Annotated in this window: 16 protein-coding genes and 1 pseudogene; 6 read left to right on the top strand and 11 right to left on the bottom strand. The window is 73.3% G+C overall.

Features of this window, described 5'->3' with window-relative positions; translation table 11 throughout:
- Nucleotides 1-40: 40 nt before the first annotated feature.
- On the bottom strand, nucleotides 41-1,210 hold the full coding sequence (locus AB0924_RS29745) for a lactate 2-monooxygenase (RefSeq protein WP_358933259.1): 1,170 nt from the start codon (nucleotides 1,208-1,210) through the stop codon (nucleotides 41-43).
- Between the two features lie 436 nt (nucleotides 1,211-1,646).
- Here AB0924_RS29745 and AB0924_RS29740 point away from each other — a divergent pair, with 436 nt between their 5' ends.
- A complete protein-coding gene (locus AB0924_RS29740; RefSeq protein ID WP_358933261.1) occupies nucleotides 1,647-2,075 on the top strand; it encodes a protease inhibitor in 429 nt (142 codons plus the stop codon).
- A gap of 232 nt (nucleotides 2,076-2,307) precedes the next feature.
- Here AB0924_RS29740 and AB0924_RS29735 read toward each other — a convergent pair whose 3' ends face one another.
- From AB0924_RS29735 to AB0924_RS29725, 3 genes are read right to left on the bottom strand one after another with little or no spacing between them, the layout of a single operon-like run.
- Nucleotides 2,308-2,505, bottom strand: a complete 198-nt coding sequence (locus AB0924_RS29735) for a CDGSH iron-sulfur domain-containing protein (RefSeq protein ID WP_358933263.1) — start codon at nucleotides 2,503-2,505, stop codon at nucleotides 2,308-2,310.
- A complete protein-coding gene (locus AB0924_RS29730) occupies nucleotides 2,486-3,139 on the bottom strand; it encodes a HemK2/MTQ2 family protein methyltransferase (protein ID WP_358933265.1) in 654 nt (217 codons plus the stop codon). Before AB0924_RS29730 ends, AB0924_RS29735 begins: the two co-directional genes overlap by 20 nt.
- A 22-nt stretch (nucleotides 3,140-3,161) precedes the next feature.
- On the bottom strand, nucleotides 3,162-4,175 hold the full coding sequence (locus tag AB0924_RS29725; RefSeq protein WP_366913008.1) for an iron-containing redox enzyme family protein: 1,014 nt from the start codon (nucleotides 4,173-4,175) through the stop codon (nucleotides 3,162-3,164).
- On the opposite strand from AB0924_RS29725, the pseudogene AB0924_RS29720 reads away from it, so the two are divergent.
- Nucleotides 4,174-4,600, top strand: a pseudogene (locus tag AB0924_RS29720) (hypothetical protein). The gene AB0924_RS29725 and the pseudogene AB0924_RS29720 sit on opposite strands and share 2 nt — an antisense overlap.
- Here AB0924_RS29720 and AB0924_RS29715 read toward each other — a convergent pair.
- Nucleotides 4,557-4,724: a hypothetical protein gene (locus AB0924_RS29715; protein ID WP_358933270.1), complete on the bottom strand. Its 168-nt coding sequence runs from the start codon at nucleotides 4,722-4,724 to the stop codon at nucleotides 4,557-4,559. The pseudogene AB0924_RS29720 and the gene AB0924_RS29715 overlap by 44 nt on opposite strands.
- Before the next feature lie 186 nt (nucleotides 4,725-4,910).
- On the opposite strand from AB0924_RS29715, the gene AB0924_RS29710 reads away from it, so the two are divergent.
- Nucleotides 4,911-5,438, top strand: coding sequence for an SRPBCC family protein (locus AB0924_RS29710; protein WP_358933272.1), 528 nt, complete (start codon nucleotides 4,911-4,913; stop codon nucleotides 5,436-5,438).
- A gap of 27 nt (nucleotides 5,439-5,465) precedes the next feature.
- Here the strand turns inward: AB0924_RS29710 and AB0924_RS29705 are convergent, their stop codons facing one another.
- The 5 genes from AB0924_RS29705 to AB0924_RS29685 all read right to left on the bottom strand — a co-directional run bounded on the left by AB0924_RS29705 (nucleotide 5,466) and on the right by AB0924_RS29685 (nucleotide 12,574).
- Nucleotides 5,466-8,282 carry an NHLP bacteriocin export ABC transporter permease/ATPase subunit gene (locus AB0924_RS29705; protein ID WP_366913007.1) on the bottom strand — a complete coding sequence of 939 codons (2,817 nt, stop codon included), beginning with the start codon at nucleotides 8,280-8,282 and terminating at the stop codon, nucleotides 5,466-5,468.
- 1 nt (nucleotide 8,283) lies between these two features.
- On the bottom strand, nucleotides 8,284-10,506 hold the full coding sequence (locus AB0924_RS29700) for an NHLP family bacteriocin export ABC transporter peptidase/permease/ATPase subunit (protein WP_358933276.1): 2,223 nt from the start codon (nucleotides 10,504-10,506) through the stop codon (nucleotides 8,284-8,286).
- Nucleotides 10,503-11,309 carry an HlyD family efflux transporter periplasmic adaptor subunit gene (locus AB0924_RS29695; protein WP_366913006.1) on the bottom strand — a complete coding sequence of 269 codons (807 nt, stop codon included), beginning with the start codon at nucleotides 11,307-11,309 and terminating at the stop codon, nucleotides 10,503-10,505. The genes AB0924_RS29700 and AB0924_RS29695 overlap by 4 nt, the downstream gene beginning before the upstream one ends.
- Nucleotides 11,310-11,447: 138 nt before the next feature.
- Nucleotides 11,448-11,663 (bottom strand): type A2 lantipeptide, encoded by a 216-nt coding sequence (locus AB0924_RS29690; protein WP_358933280.1) that lies wholly within the window; start codon nucleotides 11,661-11,663, stop codon nucleotides 11,448-11,450.
- A gap of 497 nt (nucleotides 11,664-12,160) precedes the next feature.
- A complete protein-coding gene (locus AB0924_RS29685; protein ID WP_366913005.1) occupies nucleotides 12,161-12,574 on the bottom strand; it encodes a PaaI family thioesterase in 414 nt (137 codons plus the stop codon).
- A 198-nt stretch (nucleotides 12,575-12,772) separates the two neighbouring features.
- On the opposite strand from AB0924_RS29685, the gene AB0924_RS29680 reads away from it, so the two are divergent.
- Nucleotides 12,773-14,236, top strand: a complete 1,464-nt coding sequence (locus tag AB0924_RS29680; protein WP_366913014.1) for a S1 family peptidase — start codon at nucleotides 12,773-12,775, stop codon at nucleotides 14,234-14,236.
- Between the two features lie 170 nt (nucleotides 14,237-14,406).
- Here the strand turns inward: AB0924_RS29680 and AB0924_RS29675 are convergent, their stop codons facing one another.
- Nucleotides 14,407-16,554 (bottom strand): SpoIIE family protein phosphatase, encoded by a 2,148-nt coding sequence (locus AB0924_RS29675; protein WP_358933284.1) that lies wholly within the window; start codon nucleotides 16,552-16,554, stop codon nucleotides 14,407-14,409.
- 1,399 nt (nucleotides 16,555-17,953) lie between these two features.
- Between AB0924_RS29675 and AB0924_RS29670 the strand changes: the two genes are divergently transcribed.
- Both AB0924_RS29670 and AB0924_RS29665 read left to right on the top strand, forming a co-directional pair.
- A complete protein-coding gene (locus tag AB0924_RS29670) occupies nucleotides 17,954-19,162 on the top strand; it encodes a cytochrome P450 (RefSeq protein ID WP_358933286.1) in 1,209 nt (402 codons plus the stop codon).
- Between the two features lie 103 nt (nucleotides 19,163-19,265).
- On the top strand, nucleotides 19,266-20,618 hold the full coding sequence (locus AB0924_RS29665) for a serine hydrolase domain-containing protein (RefSeq protein ID WP_366913004.1): 1,353 nt from the start codon (nucleotides 19,266-19,268) through the stop codon (nucleotides 20,616-20,618).
- The last annotated feature ends 151 nt before the right edge of the window (nucleotides 20,619-20,769 follow it).

Genomic DNA, 20,769 nt, shown 5'->3' with positions numbered 1-20,769 from the left:
CGGCCCGTCCCGCCGCCGCCGAGGTGGCGGGACGGGCCGGTCAGACGGCCGCCTCGACGAGGTCGCCGCGCGTCACCGTCGCGGGTGTGGCGTGGCCGGACAGGGCGAGGGTGAGGTCCAGTTCCGCCAGGACGCAGCGGACGACGTGTTCGACGCCCGCCTGCCCGTCCAGACCGAGGCCGTAGACGTACGGCCGGCCGAGCAGCACCGCCCGCGCGCCCAGGGCGAGCGCCTTGAACACGTCGTCGCCGGTGCGCACCCCGCTGTCGAACAGCACGCTCAGCCGGTCGCCCACCGCGTCCGCGATGCCGGGCAGCGCGTCGGCCGCCGCGATGGAGCCCGCCACCTGCCGGCCGCCGTGGTTGGAGACGACCACGCCGTCCATCCCGGCGTCCGCGGCGAGCCGGGCGTCGTCCGGGTGCAGGACGCCCTTGACGACGATCGGCCCGTCCCAGTTCTCGCGCAGGAAACCGAGGTCGGGCCAGGTGTGGCTCGCGTCCCCGAACAGGCCGAGGAAGTGCAGCACCGCGGCGTTCGGGTCCTCGTGGACGGGCTTGGCGAGACCTGCCTGGAAGGCCGGGTCGGTGAAGTAGTTGGCGGTGCCCACGCCGTGCAGGAACGGCAGGTACGCCTGGTCCAGGTCGCGCGGGCGCCAGGCCAGCAGCGGGGTGTCCAGGGTGACGACGAGCACCGAGAACCCGGCGGCCTTCGCGCGGGCGAGGAAACTGCGCGTCACCTCACGGTCCTTGCCCCAGTAGAGCTGGAACCACCGCTCGGCGTCCCCCATGGCCTCCGCCACCCGCTCGAGCGGCGTACTGGAGGCGGAGGAGAGGACGAACGGCACGCCCTGCGCGGCGGCGGCCCGCGCGGCGGCCGGCTCGGCGTCCGGGTGCATGATCGACAGCACCCCGACCGGGGCGAGGGCCAGCGGCGCGGGCAGGGTGCGGCCCAGCACCTCGGCCGTCAGGTCCCGCTCCTGTACGTCGCGCAGCATGCGCGGCACGATCCGGCGCCGGGCCAGGGCCGCCCGGTTGGCGCGGCCGGTGCCGCCGTCACCCGCGCTGCCCGCCACGTAGCCCACCGGGCCCGGCCCGAGCCGGTGTTCGGCGAGCTCCTCCAGCCGGGTCAGATCGGTGGGCAGCCGGGGCACCGCACCCGTCATCCCGTTCAGGTAGATCTCGTACTGGAAGTCAGCCCAGTGCTTGGCCATCCGTCCCTCCCGTCACTCGCCCCACGCGCCGCCACGCCGGCGCGTGCCGACGATACTCGCGGGTAGGCCAGGACGGCTCCACCGGGAACGCCCCGCCGCGCCAGGGGCACGCGCGTACCCGGACACTCCATGAACGCGAGAAGTCGTGAAGGGGTCGTGAAGGGCTCGCCGTGGGGCTGGGGCGTTATGTTTCAGGCCGATTAACGAGAGGGTGCTTTTCAGCCATTCGGCTGATCACCGCGATCAAGAACCGCTCAGTTATGCGGTCGATGCGTTCAGTTTCCGTGACTTCACGCCACTGTTTCAACACGCAATGTTACCGAAAGCAGTGGGTGAGATGTGTGTTTCGCCGGCGGACTCGGCAGAGTGGCGCTCGCCGCTCCGGCGCCGACCGGGCCGGAGGGCGACCGTCTATTCGAGCGGAAGGATGCACACAATGCGGAACACCGCGCGCTGGGCAGCGATCCTCGGCCTCACGGCCGCCGTATGCGGACCCCTGACCGGGGCCGCCCTCGCTGCACCGGGCGCCGCCCCGTCGTCGCTCTACGCCCCCTCGGCACTGGTGCTGACCACCGGCCACGGCGAGACCGCGGCCGCGGCCACCCCCGAGCGCGCCGTCACCCTGAACTGCGCCCCGACCGCCTCCGGCACCCACCCGGCGGCGATCGACGCCTGCGCCGAACTGCGCGCCGTCGGCGGCGACCTCTCGGCCCTGAAGGGCCGCGACGACGTGCGGTGCACCAAGCTCTACGACCCCGTCGTGGTGACGGTCCAGGGTGTCTGGCAGGGCAAGCGCGTCTCGTACGAGCGCACCTTCGGCAACTCCTGCGTGAAGGACGCCATGAGTAGCGTCTTCACGTTCTAGAGCCGGGATCGTACGGTCCCCGCGACGCCGGATCAGGCTCGCAACTGGGGAGTGCGGCCCCTGGAGCGGGGACCTGCGATCTCGTACCGGGACCAACGGGCGGAGTGGGGCCGCCCGCCGGATTCCCGGGCACACAGCCGCTCCCCGGAACAGGCCCGTGGGGGGCCTCTCCGGGGAGCGGCGAAAAACGACCGGTATCGAAAAACAACCGGTTTCAACTGAAGATCGGACGTCAGGCCTTGCGCCGGTGACTCGTGTCGCACCAGGGGTAGCGGCGGCTGCGCCGGCAGGTGCACAGGGCGACCCGGAAGCGGTCGGAGGAGACCGTGGTGCCGTCCTCCAGTTCGATCTCCACCGGGCCCTCCATCAGGAGCGGCCCGCTCCGCTGCATCCGGATCCGGCGGGGTCGTTCAGCAGACTCGTTCGGCACGGATCACCACCAGCTCCTCCTTGTCGTCGGCGGTCGTGAGCAGACCGCTCCGGCGCAGCCAGTCCTCCCGGGAGCGCAGCACCGGGCCGAACGCGATCCAGCGGCGCCGGACGACGGCGGCCTTCAGGTCCGCCGCGCGCAGCAGTTCCAGGGTCCGCTCGGGGCCGCTCAGCGTCGAGTGCACCAGCAGCAGCACCCCGCCCGGCCGCAGCAGCCCGGGCGCGTCCCGGCAGATCCGGTCCAGCAGCAGCCGCCCGTCGTGACCGGCGTCCCAGGCCCGGGACCGGCCGTGCGGCTCGCGCCCGGTGCCGGGCGCCGGCACGTACGGGGGGTTGGCCAGGATGAGGTCGTACGCCCCGTCCGCGACCGGGCCGAACAGGTTTCCGCGCTGGATCCGCACCGGCAGCCGCGTCAGCCATGCGTTGAGCCGCGCCGTCCACACCGCCCGCCGGGACACGTCCACCGCGGTCACCTCGGCGCCGTACCGGGCGGCCGCCAGGGCCAGCGCACCGCTTCCGGTGCCCACGTCCAGTACCCGCGCGCCCGGCGCAGGCGCCTCTTCGTCCAGTGCCTCGGCCAACAAGGCGGTGTCGTCCTGAGGGGCGTACACGCCCGGAAGTACCCATGCTGTCACGTCGGCCCGGGTACCCCCGCCATCAGGATGTATGGGCCATTTCCTGGGCATACGGAGCACGGAGCGACGACCGTCCCGCACGCCACTCGCCGAGCAGCCGCCGCGCCAGTCGCTCCTCGAGGAACTCGGTGGCGTCGACGCCGAAGGCGATGTCGCCCGCCAGCTCGGGCTCCTCCGCCAGCAGCCCGCCGATCACGTCGTGGCGGACGACCTGCTCGTGCACCGCGTCCGCCTCGACGTGCTCGTCGTAGAAGAACTCGGCGGCCGGCCCGGCACCGGTGCGGCGCATCGCCTCGGCCAGCCGGCGGGAACCGGGCGAGGAGGTGATCTCCACGTCCGCGAAATGGCCCACCAGGGCCCCGCGCAGCCGGCGGTGCAGCCCGAACAGCGACATCAGGTTGACGACGGCGAGCATCTCGGCGCAGGCCGCGTCCAGGTGGCGGCCGTACGCGGTGTCCAGACCGAGGTCCGTCATCAGGTCGGCGAACAGCCGGGCGTGCACCCGCTCGGCCCGCCCGCCGCCGAACTCGTCGAACTCCACCGCCGCCATCGCCGCCTTCGCCCGCCCCCACAGCCGGGGCAGCACCCAGGCGTGCGGGTCAGCTTCCTTCAGGTGGTACAGGGAACGCTGCGCCGCGTACTCGCGCAGGTGCCACAGCTCGCCCTCGTCGCGCAGGAAGTGCGTGACGCCCGTGCCCTCGGCCGGCTCGACCAGGAGGGCGGCCAGAGCCTCGTCGAGGCTGTCGTGCACCGGCGTGTCGGCGCGCAGCGCGGACAGGAAGCGGTCCTCCATCGCGCCCCGCAGCCCGAGCAGCCCGGGATCCCACTCCAGCTCCGGGCGGACCCCGGCGAAGCCCCGGTAGTGCAGCTCGTAGCACAGGTACAGGGCGAGCTGGAGATCGTCGCCGTAGGGGTCGGCGGCCGCCGCGCCGGAGGAGTCGGGCAGCGGGCCGGTGCCGCGCAGACACGCGGTGACCCCGGCGGACAGGGGCCCGCGCGACGCGGGCAGCTCGGGTCCTCGCAGGTGGTGGTTCATGACAGCCGGGTACCCGGGCGCCACGAAAGCACTAGTGATCAATTGCACTCTCAAACGGTCACCCGGCCCCTCCAACACCGAGGCGCTCGCCGGGGTGGTCACCGGGCAACTGGAGAAGGAGGGTGTCGGCGTCGACCTCGTACGGGCCGTGGACCTGCCCATCGAGCCGGGCGTCACCAGCGAGCCCGTGACCGGGGGCGACGCCTGACCGGGTGTCCACGACAAGCTGCTGGACGCCGTCGGGCCCCGACTACCTGGAGGAGGAACGCGGCCGCGAATGGTCGCACCGGACCGGCCGCGCCATGGCCGCGAACCTGTACGCGGTGGCCCGGGCGCTGGCGGAGCACCCCGTGGGCGCTCCGCCGAATAGCCGGACGGCGCTCAGTCCCCCTCGGAGCGCTCCTGCGCTCCGGTGTTGGGGGTGATGGCGTCCGCCGCCTCGCCCCGGCTCCGCTCGTCCTCGCTGTGCCGCTCGGCCTCCTCGGCTTCGCGGAGCACCTCCTCCAGGGCCGTCTCGGGCTTCTTCCCCTGGTCGTTCCCGCCCGGCATGGCGTCTCCTTCCGTGACCTCGTCTTGATCCACTACGGGTTACCCGTCGGCGCCGTCTCAAGCGCCCCGGCGCGGGCCCGCGAGGAAGGCCCCTCCCGCGTACGGCGTACGGACGCGCCGGAGGGCCGGCGGGTAGCCTCGATGCGCCGAGGGGGGCCCGCACCGCACCGTGGAGGACCGATCACCATGCCCGTCGACCTCACCGGCACCTTCCTGACCCTGGACGACGGCCGCCCGGCCGTCCGGTTCAGCCGGACCTACGACCTGCCCCCCGACCGGGTCTGGCGGCTGGTGACCGACCCCGGCGAGCTCGCCGGCTGGTTCCCCTCGCGCGCCGAGATCGACCCGCGCCCCGGCGGCGCCATCCGGTTCAGCGGTGACCCGCACATGCCGGATTCCACCGGAAGCGTGCTCGCCGCCGAGCCGCTCCGGCACCTCTCCTTCGAGTGGGGCGGCGACGAACTCCGCTTCGACCTGGAGGCGGAGGACGGCCGGCGCACCCGGCTGACGCTCACCGACGTGCTCACCGCCGAGAACGCCGCCGCCCGCAACGGCTCCGGCTGGGAGGTGTGCCTGGCCGCCCTGGACGCCAGGGCACGCGGCGAGCGCCCCACGGGACCGCACGCCGGGGCGGGCGCGGCCTGGCGGGAGTTCTACGACGCCTATGTCGCGGCGGGAGTGCCCTCGGGCGCGCCGGTACCGGGCCTGGACTGACCGCTCGGCGCGGATCGGTGCAGGCCTTCAGGCCAACTGCCTGCGCACCAGTTCGTGCAGCCGGCCCCCGGTGTCGGCGAGCAGCTCGGCGGGCGGCCCCTGCTGGATCACCCGGCCGTCCTCCATCACGATCACCCGGTCCGCGTCCAGCACCGTCGACAGCCGGTGCGCGATGACGATCCGGGTGGCGTTCAGCTTCCGGGTGCTGTCGATGACCGTGCGCTGGGTGTCGTTGTCCAGGGCGCTGGTCGCCTCGTCGAAGAAGAGGATGCGCGGCCGCCGGATCAGCGCCTGGGCGATCATCAGCCGCTGCCGCTGACCGCCGGAGATCGCGCCGTTGCCGGCCACGATCGTGTGCAGGCCCATCGGCATCCGCTGGATGTCCTCCGCGAGGCCCGCCAGCTCGGCGGCGGCCATCGCCTCCTCCGGCGTGTACGGTTCGGTGCCGCAGATGACGTCCAGGATGGAACCGCTGAACGGCTGCGCGTGCTGGAGCACCACACCGCACTGGCGGCGCACCGCCGACTGGTCCAGCGCCGCCAGGTCCTGCCCGTCGTACAGGACGCTGCCCGAGACCGGCCGGTCGAAGCCGATGAGCAGCCGCAGCAGCGTGGACTTGCCGCAGCCGCTCGGGCCGACGACCGCCACGAACTCGCCCGGGCGGACGGCGAAGGACACGTCGTCGAGGACGAGCGGGCCGTCCTCGGCGTACCGGAACGACAGCCGGCGGGCCTCGACGGCACCCGACAGCGGGCCGGGGCGGGTGCTGGCGGTGCGCACCTCGGGCGTGGCGTCCAGCACCGGCCTGATCTCCTCGAACAGCGGCAGCGCCGCCACCGCCGAGACGAACGATCCGGTGAGCTGGGTGACCGAGGTCAGCACCATCGTCACCGAGGTGTTGAAGGTGAGGAACGCCGCCGCCGACATGGCGCCCCGCGCCGGTCCCGCCAGCAGCATGAACATCAGCAGAGTGCACACCGGCAGGTAGACCGCGCCCAGCACCGAGCTGAGGTTCTTGATCCGGCCCACCTTCTGCTGGAGCTCCCGGCTGCGCGCGAACTGGCGCGCCCAGGCGGCGTAGGCGTAGTTCTCCGCCGCCGCCACCCGCAGCTTGGGCAGGCCGCGCAGGGTCTGGAAGGCCTGGTTGTTCAACTTGTTGCCGAGTACCACCAGACGCCGCTGCCAGCGCACCTGCCACAGACCGAGCCCCAGGAACACCGCCGCGATGACGACGAGCATGCCGATCGCCGCCATGGCCATCGGCGCGCTGTACCAGAACAGCAGCCCCAGGTTCATCGCGCCGACCGTCACCGACTGCGCCACCACCGGGCCGGTCCCGGCCAGCAGCCGGCGGATCGCGCTGATGCCCATCGCGGCGCTGGCGAGTTCACCGGTGGAGCGCTGGGTGAAGAACCGGGTGGGCAGCCGCAGCAGCCGGTCCCAGACGGCCGGCTGCAGCGCCGACTCGATCCGGCCCTCCATGCGCAGGATGGTCAGGTTCTCCAGCAGTGTGAACGCGGCCGACACCACCCCGCTCACCATCACCGCCAGGCACACCTGCACGATCAGGCCCGTCTGGGCCTTCGGCACGTACTCGCCGAGCACCTTGCCGGTGGCGATCGGCACCAGCGCGCCGATGGCGACCGTCACCAGCCCGGCGAGCGCCAGATTGCCCAGGTCGCCGCGCGTGCCGCGCAGGCTGAACCGCAGCAGCCCGAGCGGACCGAGGCGCCGCTCGGGCAGCGGCCGGTAGAACATCACCGCGCGCGGCTCGAACTCCTCGGCGTTCGCCTTCTCCACCGGCGTCTCGCGCCCGGTGCCCGGATGCACGGCCACATAGCCGCCGCGCCGCCACAGCAGCGCCACCGGCGCCCCGGACAGCGCCCGGTGCCCCACCAGCGGGCCCACGTTCTCCCGCCACCAGCGGCCGTCCAGGCGGACCGCGCGGGTGCGCACCCGGGAGGCGAGCGCCACCCGCTCGACCGGGTCGAGGCGTTCGCTCTCGGTGCCGCTCTGCGCGGGTGCGGCCAGCTCGATGCCGGCCGCCTCGGCCACCAGCTTGCAGGCGGCGTAGCTCGCGTCGGCGTCGGCGGCCGTCGCGGGACGGGCCGAGCGCCTGCCGATGGAGGCCAGCAGCGTCCGGTCGGCCTGGGCGCGAACCGCCTCACCGGCCTTGATGCCGGCCGCCGTACGCGTCTCGTGGGTGCGCTCGAGCTGCTCGATCCACCGGTCCAGCGCGGTCAGCAGCCGGTACTGCTGATCGACCATGCTCTGCCACAGCGCGGGGTCCATCAGCAGATCGGCGGCGGCCTCGGCGCCGTACAGCGAGCCGTACTGCACGCTGCCCGGCGGCACCTGCATCCAGAAGACGTCGTCGTCGGCGGGCGCGGCGGCCCGCTCCTCGGCCATCGGCGCCTGGAAGAGGACGGACAGCCCACGGCCGACGCCGAGGGCGAGGGCGTACTCCAGCGGGCTGGTCGTGGGCGGCACGTACTGCGGGTTGCCGTACTCGTCGTACGACCAGGTCTGGGTGTGGGCGGGCTGGTACAGCTCGCGCAGGTTCACCCGGTGCAGCACGCAGTCCCGCACCGGGCGGGCCACCAGCGTGTGCTGGGGCCCGGCGACCGGGCCGAGCAGCAGCGCGCCCGCCTCCAGACGGCCCAGATGGTGCCAGTGGCCCTGCTGCGCGGCGTCCACCGCGAACAGGTCGAGCGCGCCGGCCGCGACCAGCCACAGCACCTGCGGCCCTTCGAGGTCCACCCGGCTGAAACCGGCGCAGTCGACCCGCGTGCCCAGCGAACCGAGCGCGCCGAGGACGAGGTCGCCTTCGTGCACGGACGTCATCTCACCGCTCCCTGACCAGCGCGGCGTACGCGCCACCGCGCGCCACCAGCTCCTCGTGCCGCCCGCGTTCCACGACCGCGCCGTGCTCCAGTACGACGATCTCGTCGCTGTCGCGGACCGTGCTCAGCCGGTGGGCGATCACCACGCAGGCGCAGCCGCGCCGGCGCAGGTTGTCCATCACGACCAGCTCGGTCTCCGCGTCCAGCGCGCTGGTCACCTCGTCCAGCACCAGGATGCTCGGCCGGCGCACCAGCGCCCGGGCGATCTCCAGGCGCTGCCGCTGGCCGCCGGAGAAGTTCCGGCCGTCTTGCTCGACCGTGCTGTGGATGCCGCCGGGCCGGCGCGTCACCACGTCGTACAGGGCCGCGTCCTTCAGCGCCTCGATCACCGCCTCGTCGGGGATCGACGGGTCCCACAGGGCCACGTTGTCGCGGATCGAGCCCTCGAACAGGAACACGTCCTGGTCGACGAAGGACACCGAGGCGGCGAGCGCGCCGCGCGGGATGTCCTCCAGCCGGCGGCCGTCGATGCGGATCACCCCGTCCCACGGCGTGTACAGACCCGAGATCAGCCGGGACACCGTCGACTTGCCGCTGCCCGAGCCGCCGACCAGCGCCACCTGCCGGCCGGGGCCCACGGTGAGGTCGAACCCGGTCAGCAGCGGCTGGTCCAGCGGGCTGTAGCCGAAGGTGACGTTCTCCAGCTCGATGTGCCCGTGCAGCCGGCGGGTGGAGTCACCCGAGCCGGGCCGCGCGTAGAGCGGGTCGGCCTGGAAGTTCTCCACGTCCTTCAGCCGGGCCACGTCGGCGGCGAAGTCCTGGATGCGGCCCGCGACGCCGTTGAGCCGGGTCAGCGGCGCGGTGAACCGGGTGACCAGCGCCTGGAAGGCGACCAGCAGACCGACCGAGATGTGGCCCTCGACCGCCCGCATGCCGCCGATCCAGAGGATCAGCGCGCTGTTGAGCGTGGCGAGCGTCGGCGCGACCACTCCCAGCCAGGCGCTCGGCACGCCGAGCCGCTGCTGTTCCTCCAGCGTGGTGGCGTGCTGCCCGGCCCACTTGCGGAAGTAGCCGTCCTCGCCGCCGGTCGCCTTCATCGTCTCGATGAGCTGCAGCCCGGAGTACGAGGTGTTGGTGAGTCGGGCGGTGTCCGCGCGCAGCTTCGCCGTCCGGGTCGCCCGCAGCCGTACCACCAGTCGCATGGCCACCACGTTCAGCAGGGCCACGCCGATGCCGACGAACGTCAGCTGCGGGTCGTAGGTGTACAGCAGCACGGCGTACAGCACGACAACGATGGCGTCCACACCGGCCGCCGCGAGGTCGCGGGCCAGGGTCTCGGCCACCTGGTCGTTGGACTGCAGCCGCTGCACCAGGTCGGCCGGGGAGCGCTGGGAGAAGAAGGTGACCGGCAGCCGCAGCAGATGACGCAGGAAACGGGCGCTGGAGAGGGTGGAGGAGATGATCCGGCCGTGCAGCAGGTTGGCCTGCTGGAGCCAGGTCAGCACCAGGGTGAGCGCGACGCAGGTGGCCATCGAGGCGAACAGCACGCCGAGCAGCGAGGTCTGTCCGCCGATGAGGAACATGTCGATGTAGGTACGGCTGAGCGCGGGCACGGCCGCGCCGACCGCCACCAGCAGCAGGCTGGCCAGCACGGCGGCCGGCAGGGTGCCCGCGGTGCCGCGCAGCCGGGCCGGCATCGCGCCGAGTACGCCCGGCCGGCGGCCGCCCCTGGTGAAGTCCTCGCCCGGCTCCATCACCAGCACCACACCGGTGAAGCTGCCGTCGAACTCCTCCATCGGCACGAACCGGCGGCCCTTGGCGGGGTCGTTGATGTACACCCCGCGGCGGCCGAAGCGACGGCCCATGCCGTCGTAGACGACGTAGTGGTTGAACTCCCAGAAGAGGACGGCCGGCGCCTTCACCTCGGCGAGCGCGGCCAGGTCCATCTGCATGCCCTTGGCGGTCAGCCCGTAACCGCGCGCGGCCTTCAGCAGGTTGCTGGCGCGCGAGCCGTCGCGGGAGACACCGCAGGCGATGCGCAGCTCCTCCAGCGGGACGTGCCGGCCGTAGTGGCCGAGCACCATCGCGAGGGAGGCGGCGCCGCACTCGACGGCCTCCATCTGGAGCACGGTGGGCGTACGGACGGTGCCGCCGCGGGGCTTGGGGACGGGCCTGCGGGCCGGGGCGGCCCGTCTGCGGCCGCGGGATTCCGTCTGCGTGGTCACGGGAGCAGCCAATCGACGGGACGCTGGTCGGCCAGTTTGATCGAACCGGAGGCGAGTGTCATGGAGTCGAGCCGGTACGGCGGCCCCTCGGCGGACGACCAGCGGTAACCGCTCCTCGTCGACACCGACCTGTCCAGCGCGACCAGCACCGCCACCGGGCGGCCCTTCCGGGTGAACTGCTCGCCGAGCTGGCTGTCGCCGAGGAACGCGGCGATCGACTGCGGGGACTGCGCGGCACGGTCCACCGACTTCACATGCCCGCGCAGCACGCCGTACCGCTGCGTCGGCACGGAGGACACGGTCAGGTCGACCGGGGCGTGCGCCGGGATGGCGGCCGCGTTCTCGGCGGGGACGTACACGGTCGCGTACAGCGGGTCCGAGGCGTGGGCGATCTTCTCCACGGAGGCCACGTTGGCGCCGGTCTGGACGATCTGCCCGATGGTGGCGGCGAGCGCGGTGATCCGGCCCGCGGCGACGGTGCGCACCACCGTGTCGCCCTGGCCCGTGCGGACCTGGAGGACGGGCGCGCCGGCCGGCAGCCGCTCGCCCTGTTTCGCGAGCACGGCCGTGACCTGGCCGGCCACGGGGCTCTGCAGCAGGTAACTGCCCTGCCCGTGGGTCAGGACGGCCTGCGCGCCGACGGTGGAGGCGACCGAACCGGTCACCGCCCACACGGAGGCCGCCGCCATGACGACGACGGTGACGCCGAGCGCGAGCCAGCCCTGGGGGCGGGCCAGCCGCACCGGAAGGTCCAGCTCCTCCGGCGACTGGAGCTTGGCGAGGGCCTGTTGGCGGAACTGCACGGAACTTCCCTCACCCGAGGAGAGACATCGTTACGACAAGACCGCGGGTGCCGCGGCGGGACCGTCGGTCCGGTGCGGGCACCCGAGAGCCCCGGAGCCGGGGGGCGGCTCCGGGACGTCGGTGACACCGAGGTGCGGTCAGAGACCGGCGACCAGGCCGGTGATCGGCGCGGTGTTCAGGCCGGTGACACCCTCGACGGTGCCGACGGCGGTGTCCGCCAGGCCGGCGACCGGGGCGATGCCGTTCAGGGCACCGGTGGCGGTGTTGAGGGCGTTCACGGACAGACCGCCGGAGACGTTGTCAAGCTCGGCGTCCGAGATCTCGACGGTCTCGACCTGGGGGGTGGAGTTCATGGTGGAACTTCCCTTCGTATGGATATTCATAAGGGGGAGCGGCCCCTTCTGGGGACAGACGGACGGCCGCGACCGAGGGCCCCGGGCCCCCGTTTCCGGAAGCCCGGGGGAATGCCCGCGGTGCGATGGATCAAAGCACGCCCGTGTCCCCGGCTTCCAATCAAACAGGCCTCTCACCTGGGCACTTGGCGTGCCCAGGGGCTCAACGGTGCAGATGTGCGCACGTCATGTCGGCCACTCCTTCACATGCCGCACGGCATCGGCGCAGCCATGTCCTTGCCCGCCGGACGGCGAATCCGGCACTCCGCGCCAAAGGCGTACCGGGGGGCGCGTGGATGTGCAGAAACGAGGGCGGTGGTGACGCGCTTGGGCATTCGATGTGCAGATTTCCTGAAGCGGGGATTCCGGTACGTGAGTGGAACAGACCGTTATCGGTCGGTAGCCGAGCGTGTCGATCCGGAGGCGCGCGGAGTGCGGGCCGGGGAACGCACGGACCGTCAGCCCAGCAGCGCGTAGACCGTGTTCGCGCGCGCCGCGAGCGCGCCCGACTTCGCGTCGCCCAGCGTGATGTCGGCGAACGCCATCCGCCGGCCCAGCTTGGTGAGCACCGCCTCGATCCGGACGTCCGAACCGGTCACCGCGCGCTGGAAGGACGTCGACTGCTGCACGGTCGTCATCGGGACGAAGCCGCCCCGCGCGGCCGAGACCGCGATCACCGTGGCCGTGTCGGCCGCCGCCATCAGCGCCTGCCCCGACAGCCCGCCGCCCTCCCGGGCCAGCCGCTCCGACCAGGGCAGCCGCAGCACCGCGCGGTCCTCGCTCAACGACTCCACCACCAGCCCCAGTTCGAGGACCCAGGGGGCGAAGCAGGTGGAGAGGATCTTGTCGGCTTCGGCGATGGTCATCGTCATGTGGGCGATTGTTCCCGCTCCGGCGCCACGACACGCGCGACGTGGCCGATTCGCCGCCGTGGCACGGGAGTCGGCAACCGGAATTGAACGCACCACGTGACCCGCCCGTACCTGTTGCCATCCAGGCGCCCAGAACAACTGCCCGACAGCGGCAGACTCCCCGTCCCCAGGAGGTCGAGAAGTTTGAGTCACAAGCGAATGCCCAAGCGCAAGGCCGCGATAGCGGTGGGCGGTGTCGCGGCGCTCGGCGCGGCGGCCCTCCTGCTGCCCAACGCCAACGCTTCCCAGGACAAGGCCTCGGGCACCGCCGGCACCGCCAGGACCCTGAAGGCCGCGGACGCCTCGGATCTCGCCGCGCAGCTGCAGAAGGCGCTCGGCGACGCCCTCGCCGGGTCCTACTACGACAGCTCCAAGCAGCAGCTCGTCGTCAACGTGGTCAGCGGCGACAAGAACGTGATCGTCCAGGCGGAGAAGGCCGGCGCGGCCGTACGCCAGGTCGACAACAGCACCGCCGAACTGGAGTCCGCCGCACGGACCCTGAAGAGCAGGGCCACCGTCCCGGGCACCGCCTGGGCCATCGACCCGCGCACCAACAAGGTCGTGGTCACCGCCGACTCCACCGTCACCGGCGCCAAGTGGGACCGGGTCCAGTCGACCGTGCGAGGTCTCGGCTCCGGCATGGCCACCCTGAAGAGGTCCGCCGGCGCCTTCAAGACCTTCGTCTCGGGCGGCGACGCCATCTTCTCCCAGGTGCAGGGCGGCAACGTGCGCTGCTCCCTCGGCTTCAACGTCACCGCCTCCGACGGCAGCCCGGCCTTCCTGACGGCCGGTCACTGCGGCGTGGCGGCCAAGCAGTGGTCCGACTCCCAGAACGGGCAGCCCATCGCCACCGTGGACCAGGCCACCTTCCCCGGCGAGGGCGACTTCTCGCTCGTCAAGTACGACGACCCGAACACCCAGGCGCCCAGCGAGGTCAACGCGGGCAACGGCCAGACGGTGCAGATCAACCAGGCGGCGGACGCCACGGTCGGCCAGACCGTGTTCCGGATGGGCTCCACCACCGGGCTGCACAACGGTCAGGTGACCGGCCTCGACGCCACCGTCAACTTCCAGAGCGAGACCGACCCGAACGGCGTCGACACCGTCACCGGCCTCATCCAGACCAACGTCTGCGCCGAGGCGGGCGACAGCGGCGGCTCCCTGTTCACCCAGGACGGCGGCGCGGTCGGCCTCACCTCCGGCGGCAGCGGTGACTGCACCAGCGGCGGCGAGACCTTCTTCCAGCCGGTCACCGCGGCCCTGCAGGCCACCGGCGCCACCCTCGGCGACGGCGGCAACGGCGCGGGCGGCCAGGCGGGCGCGGGCGACCAGGCCGGTGCCGGTGACCAGGCGGGTGCCGGTGACCAGGCGGGTGCCGGTGACCAGGCGGGTGCCGGCGCGGGCGACGAGGCCGGAGCCGGTGACCAGGCGGGTGCCGGTGACCAGGCGGGTGCCGGCGACGGCTCGGGCACCGGTGACCAGGCGGGCGGCGACCAGATCGGCGGCGGCGCCGACCCGTCGGCAACGGCGGGCGGCGACCAGAGCGGTACGGGCGAGGGTGCCGGCGCCGGTGACGAGTCCGGCGCGGGCGACGGGTCGTCCTCGGCCACCGGGTCCCACTGACCCTCACCGGGTCCCGCCGAGCCGTACCGGGACCACCGAGCCGCACCACGACTCCCTGACCGGCCCACAGCGGTTCCGGCCGGCCGGGGACGGTCCGGCCCTCCGGCGGGAGGGCCGGACCACGGCCGTCCCGGCACCCGGGACCCGGCCGCCGGCACGGCGAGCGCGGCTCAGCCGCAGTCGTGGGCTCTGAGCAGCAGCACCGCCACGTCGTCCATCCGCTTTCGCGCCGCCGCGCTGTGCCGCACCAGTTCGTCGGCCAGCTCCTCCAGCGGCCGGCCGCCCATCTCGCCGAGCAGCGCGCCCAGGTCGACCAGGGAGTCCTCGATGTCCACACCGGGCGACTCCACCAGACCGTCCGTGTACAGCGCGAGGACCGAGCCGGGCGTCAGGGACACCTCGGTCGTCGGGTACGTGGCGGAGGCGTCGATGCCCAGCAGCGGGCCGCCGGCCAGGTCCAGCACCCGCACCCGGCCGTCCGGGCGCCTGAGCAGGGGCGGCGGATGCCCGGCGCGGGCCATCACGGCCCGGCCCCGGGCCGGATCCAGGCGCAGGTACAGGCAGCTCGCGAACAGTTCGGCGCCGAGGTCGATGAGCAGCCGGTTGGTGCTGCTCATCACCTCCTCGGGCGGCTGCCCCACCGTGGTGTAGGCGCGTACCCCGGTGCGGATCTGTCCCATCAGCGCGGCCGCCGTCACGTTGTGGCCCTGTACGTCCCCGATCACCGCCGCCGCCCGCGGCCCGGTCGGCACCAGGTCGTAGAAGTCGCCGCCGATCTCCATGCCCTGGGTGGCCGGCAGATACCGGGCGGCCGCCTCGATGCCGGGCAGGCTCGCCAGCGAGTGCGGCAGCAGGGACTCCTGGAGCCCCTGCGCCAGCCGGTGCTTGGCGTCGTACAGCAGGGCGCGCTCCAGTGCCTGCGCGATGAGACCGCCGAGGCTCGTCAGCACCGCCCGCTCGTCGGCGGGGAAGACCCGCGGTTCGGCGTAGGCCAGCACACAGGTGCCCACCGGCCGTCCGGACGCGATCAGCGGCAGGAACGCCCAGGCCGCGTAGCCGTCCGGGGTCTGCTGCCGGCTGGGGTACAGCCGCTCCATCTGCTCCTGCGTCTCGAAGAACGCCGGCACGCCGCTGCTCAGGACGTGGGTGCCCGGGGTGCGCTCGCTCAGCGGCAGTCCGTTGAACCGCTCCACGACATGCGGGTCCGGGTACCCGCGGTGCCCCAGCACGTGCAGCCGCCCGCCCTGGGAGCCGAGGATCACCAGCGCCTGGCTGCCGACCGCGGGGGACACCTCGTCGGCGACCATCTGCACCACGTCGTGCACTCCGACCGCCTCGGTCAGCGCCCCGGCGAGGCTGAGCACCTGAGAGATCGTCACCAGCCGGGAGGGTCCCGGTCCCGGCGCCGGCTGCGGCGCCTCCCGGGTGATCTCCGCGACCGCCCGGGCCCGGGTGATCCGCACGCTCAGCCCGGTCGTGCTCGGGTACAGCCGGAACGACAGCCACTCGCCCGGCGGGCGCAGCGCCACGAACGACGCGACCTGCTGGCTGATCAGCGCGGCCCGGTAGCGGTCCTCGTACACCGGGTCGTTCAGCCAGGGCACCGACACCCACGGCAGCGTGCCCAGCAGTTCGCCCGCGGGCCTGCCGAGCAGCTCGGCGGCCGCCGCGTTGACGAAGCCGACCCGGCCGTGCAGGTCCAGCGACACCAGCCCGTACGGCAGCCGGGCCACCATCCGCGCCGCCTCCACCGAGCCCAGCGTGCCCGCCACCCCCGACACCGGCGCCGCCAGCAGATCGGCTTCGGGGAGCAGCGTCAGGTTCTCCTCGGCAGCCCGGGCCAGCCGCAGCGCCAGCCGTTCGCAGCCCGCGGTCAGACGCTCCCGTTCCGGGTCGGACAGCTCCGGCGGATGCACCCCGGGCCAGGTCACGAACACGGCGCCGAACAGGGTGTCGGCCGTCGCCACCGGCGCCGCGGCCAGCGCGAACGGGTACGGAAGCACCACCGAGATACGCGGATAGCGGCGCGCCATCTCCTCCTCGCCGCTCACCCACACCAGCCGGCGCTCGCGCGCCGCGTCCGCCACCGGGATCGGCGCGTGCACGCCGACCCGCTCCCACGGCGCCGCGAAGGCGCGGGGCATGCCCGCCATGACCGCCATCTCCAGCACCGGCTCGGAGTGACGCAGCAGGTAGACCGCGCCGGAGTGGGCGCGCAGGTCCTCCAGCATCGAGGCCAGCGCGAGCGACAGCAGCGGCCGGCCGGCCGGTGTGCCGGCCACCTCCGGTGTCTGCCCGGCCCCTGGCCCGTCGGGCACGGCGACCACCTCCTCGTACGGCCGCGCGTCGCCTCCCGGGATCAAGGCTGCCCCGTGGGGGCGCCGGGCGCACGGCGAACGTGCAGCAGACCCCGCTCCCGCCCGGGCGCGACGGATGCCTTCGTTTACCCCGGCCGGCCGTCTCCATGCGCCGGCGCCGACCGGGGCATGGAGCCGGGACGGAGGAGGAGGTGGCCGGGGCGTCAGCCGGGATGGCGGGCGAGGTGGCCGGGCCGTCGCGCCGGACGTCTTGGCGGCCTCAGGGGCCCTCCGGCCTCGGCGCACGGGCGTTCCCCCAACGTGCGCCGCCGCGGGCCGGGCGCGCGTTCCGCGAGGCTGCCGCGTCCCGGCCCGCCTTGTTCGGGCGTGTCGCGGTCCCTGGCCGGGACGCGCCGCTCGGCGGGAGAAGCACGGGCGATGTGCCAGTGCGCCAAGTGCGCCCCCGTCGCGCCATGATGGCCGAATCTGTGCGCTTGGCGCGTCGTCCCGCCTCCTGAGCGGTCGAAGGGGTGACGGCGACGCGGTGCGGGCCGCGGTGCGTGCCGGCCGTGGGCGGAGCTCGGCACGGCGTGTCGCGGCACCGCCCCGCCGACGGACCCGGAAGCGTATGTCGGTCGTATCATCATCCCAGTTCAGGAGGGGTGCCGACCGGTCCGCCGAACGGCCGCGCGAGCGCCGGCCGGGCGTGGCCGACAGGCGGTCGGCGTGTCCGCCGACGCACTGGCGGATTCCTTTTCCGGCGCGTGCGGTTTACGTCTGCGGGTCCGGGGCACACGCGGTGCGACATTCGCCCGGCCCTCGCGTGCGGGGGGCGGCGCGAAGTGGCCGAGCAGTGACGCAAAAGCACCGCCAGAGTACGCTCCGTTCAACTTCAGGGGGTTGCTTGCTCGTGACTCGCCGTGAAGACTGTGGCCGAGTTTCATGGAAACGAAGGTGTCGTGCCGCGCAGTCATGCCAATCGTCGGGCGGCATGGGCTGCGAGTGCGTATATTCACACCTCGTTTCGGACGGGCCGGGGGCTAGGAGTCTCACTGTCCGTTCAGGAGCCGGGAGGGTCCCGCGCGATCGCTGCGCGGGAGGTATCGCCGAGGGGGATGGGTGATGTCGGACATGTGCGCCGCAAGACGAGGCTCGCTGCGGAGCCGGAACAGGGGCCGGCCGTGCGGCGGCCGTGTTCCGCACCGCATGTGCTGAGGGCCGAGGACCGGCCCCCGCACGGAACCTGCGCCGGCTGAACGTGCCGCCGTGCGTGCAGGCGGCCTCGCCGGCTGCGCGCCGCTCTCGTCCGATGTTCCGAACACGACGGCACAGCCGTGCCCCCGACCGCCCGGATGTACCACGCCCCGGCGCGCGTGACTCCTCCATGCCAGAACGCGCCACCCGCAAGCAAGGAGACAAGGTGACGATTGAGCAAGTGACGGGGGAACGCCTTCTCTTGGAGGGGTTACCCGACCGCTGGCGCGGCTTACGCGAGGCCGGACCCGTGCGGTACGACGAGACGCAGCGGATCTGGCAGGTGCTGGACCACGAGACCGTGTCCACCGTGCTCGCCGACCCGGCGACGTACTCCTCCGACCTCTCCGCCCTGGCCCCCACCCAGGCCGACTTCGAGACCTTCACCCGGGGCAACTTCGTCGGCATGGACCCGCCGGAGCACCGCAAGCTCCGCACCCTGGTGAGCCAGGCGTTCACCCCGCGGGTCGTGCAGGGACTCGGCCCCCGCATCGAGGCCGTCTGCGACCGGCTGCTGGACGCCGTCGCCGACCGCGACCGGTTCGACCTGGTCGACGCGCTGGCCTATCCGCTGCCCATCATCGTGATCGCCGAACTGCTCGGCATCCCGGCCGAGGAACACCGGCTCTTCCAGGAGTGGGCGAGCGTCCTGTTCGGCGGCGACCAGCTCGGCGAGGCGCCCGACATGGCCGACCTCGAGCGGGCGCTGGAAGCCATCGCCCCCACCGTGCGCGAGATGAACGGCTACATGCTGGAGCACATCCGCGCCCGCCGTGCCGACCCCGGCGACGACCTCACCAGCAGACTCATCGCCGCCGAGGTGGACGGCGTCCGTCTCGCCGACCAGGAGATGGTGGGCTTCGTGGCCCTGCTGCTGGTGGCCGGGCACATCACCACGACCGCGCTGCTGGGCAACGCGGTCGTCATGTTCGACCGGCACCCCGGCACCGACGCCGCGCTGCGCGCCGACCCGGCCGGCATCCCGGCCGCCGTCGAGGAGGTGCTGCGCTGGCTGCCGCCCTTCCCGGAGCTGGGCCGCCGGGTCACCCGGCCGGTGGTCCTCGGGGGCAACGAGATCCCGGCCGACACGATGCTGATGGCGCATCTGGGCGCCGCCAACCGGGACCCCGCCCGCTTCACCGCACCCGACGTCTTCGACGTGACCCGGAGCCCGAATCCGCATCTGACCTTCGGGCACGGCATCCACTTCTGCTTCGGCGCTCCGCTGGCGCGGCTCGAGGCGCGGATCGCTCTTCACAAGTTGCATGAACGATTCCGCACCCTGGTGATCCCCTCCTACGACGACGTCGTCCACCAGAACCCGGCCGTCATCGTCGGCGTACGGCAGCTGCCCGTCGAGGTCGGCAGACCGTAGCCCCCCGGCGCCCGAGGCGCCCCCGGCCGGCCCCCACACCGCTCGTTCGGGCCGGACCGGCAACACCCGCACATGAGACCCACTCAACGGGAGTCCCCTTCTCATGCCGTACACCATCCCCGCCGCTCCGGCCGCTTCCCGGACGCCGTCCCTTCTGCGCCGGGAATTACAGAGCCGCCTCGACGCGCTCGCCCGGATCCACCGGGTGCCCGGCGCCCAACTCGCCCTGGACACGGGCGGCGACGTCGTCACCGTGCACACCGGTACGGCCGACGTCACGACCGGCAGCCCTTTCACCGCGGACACCGCGGTCCCGCTGGGATCACTCACCAAGCCCTACACCGCCGCCCTCGTCATGCTCCTGGCCGACGACGGCGACCTCGACCTGGACGAGCCCGCGGCCGACCACCTTCCCGAACTCCGCGGCACACCCGAGGTGACGGCCCGTCAACTGCTGAGCCACACCGCCGGACTGCCCACCGGACCCGACTCCGACACCGCCGCCGCGACCACCGCCGCGCGCTACCTGACGACCGTCTGCACCGACCGTGACCTGCTGTTCGCGCCGGGGACCGACTTCTCCTACTCCAACGCCGGCTACGTGGCCGCCGGACGGCTGGTGGAGACGGTGACCGGCATGCCGTGGTCCGAGGCCGTCCGGGCGCTGCTCCTCGAAGCCCTCGACGTCCTGCCCGCGTTCGTCGGCGACGTCTCGCCCGTCCGTCCGGTGGCCGCGGGACACGCCGTCAACACCGCCACCGGGCAGGCCGTTCCGGCCCGCCAGAACCTGGCGCCGCTGGAGGCACCGGCCGGTGCGCTGCTCGCGAGCGCCCGGGACCTGGCCGCGTTCGGCAACGCGCTGACCGGCCGCTCGGACCTGCTGCCGCCCGCCGTCGTCAAGGAGATGCGCCGGGCCGAGACCGCCGCCCGTCCGGGCACGCTCGCCGACGGCTGGGGCACCGGGCTCGCCCTGTACCAGAGGCACGGCCGTGTCTGGTGCGGGCACGACGGAAACGCCCAGGGCACGTCCTGCCATCTGCGGGCCGACCCGGAGAGCGGCGTGGTGGTCGCCTTCACGGGCAACGCCGGGGGCGCCACCGCGCTCTGGCGCGACCTGACCGAGGAACTGGGCCGGCTCGCCGGCATCCGGGTGCCCGCCGGAACGGTCGTCGTGGACCGGGGCGGGGCCGTCCACCTGCCCGACTGCGCGGGCACCTACCGCAACGGCACCACGACCTACCGCATAGAGCCCGGGCCGGACGGCACGCCGGCCCTGTCGGTGGACGGCGACCTGCCCCTTCCGCTGGTCTGCTACGCCGACCTCTCCTGCGATCTGCGCGATCCGGCCACCGGGCGCCTCGAACCCGGAGGCCGGTTCCACCGGGATCCGGCCACCGGCCGGGTCGACCGGGTCCAGATATCCGGACGCACGGCGCGCCGTATGGACGACGGCTGAGCCACGGTCGCCACCGGCACCCGGTTCCGTCGCGGCGGTCCCGGCCGCCGCGACGCCCACCGGTCCCGAGTCCGCCAGGCTCGGTGGCCGTTGTCAGGGGTGCCGGCACCGGCGGGCGGACGCGGCCGATCCGTGTCCGGCTGGTCGGCGC

This window comes from Streptomyces sp. NPDC047869 (assembly GCF_040704065.1).
In the GTDB taxonomy this organism is placed as follows: Bacteria; Actinomycetota; Actinomycetes; order Streptomycetales; family Streptomycetaceae; genus Streptomyces.
This window is presented reverse-complemented; position numbering and strand designations above follow the sequence as displayed.

Bases quoted from the DNA above. Each gene is read 5' to 3' on its own strand.
- AB0924_RS29710 (WP_358933272.1), top strand. From the start codon at position 4,911: ATGCCCGTCGACCTCACCGGCACCTTCCTGACCCTGGACGACGGCCGC.
- AB0924_RS29745 (WP_358933259.1), bottom strand. From the start codon at position 1,210: ATGGCCAAGCACTGGGCTGACTTCCAGTACGAGATCTACCTGAACGGG.
- AB0924_RS29685 (WP_366913005.1), bottom strand. From the start codon at position 12,574: ATGACGATGACCATCGCCGAAGCCGACAAGATCCTCTCCACCTGCTTC.
- AB0924_RS29690 (WP_358933280.1), bottom strand. From the start codon at position 11,663: ATGAACTCCACCCCCCAGGTCGAGACCGTCGAGATCTCGGACGCCGAG.
- AB0924_RS29680 (WP_366913014.1), top strand. From the start codon at position 12,773: ATGCCCAAGCGCAAGGCCGCGATAGCGGTGGGCGGTGTCGCGGCGCTC.
- AB0924_RS29740 (WP_358933261.1), top strand. From the start codon at position 1,647: ATGCGGAACACCGCGCGCTGGGCAGCGATCCTCGGCCTCACGGCCGCC.
- AB0924_RS29705 (WP_366913007.1), bottom strand. From the start codon at position 8,282: ATGACGTCCGTGCACGAAGGCGACCTCGTCCTCGGCGCGCTCGGTTCG.
- AB0924_RS29725 (WP_366913008.1), bottom strand. From the start codon at position 4,175: ATGAACCACCACCTGCGAGGACCCGAGCTGCCCGCGTCGCGCGGGCCC.
- AB0924_RS29665 (WP_366913004.1), top strand. From the start codon at position 19,266: ATGCCGTACACCATCCCCGCCGCTCCGGCCGCTTCCCGGACGCCGTCC.
- AB0924_RS29715 (WP_358933270.1), bottom strand. From the start codon at position 4,724: ATGCCGGGCGGGAACGACCAGGGGAAGAAGCCCGAGACGGCCCTGGAG.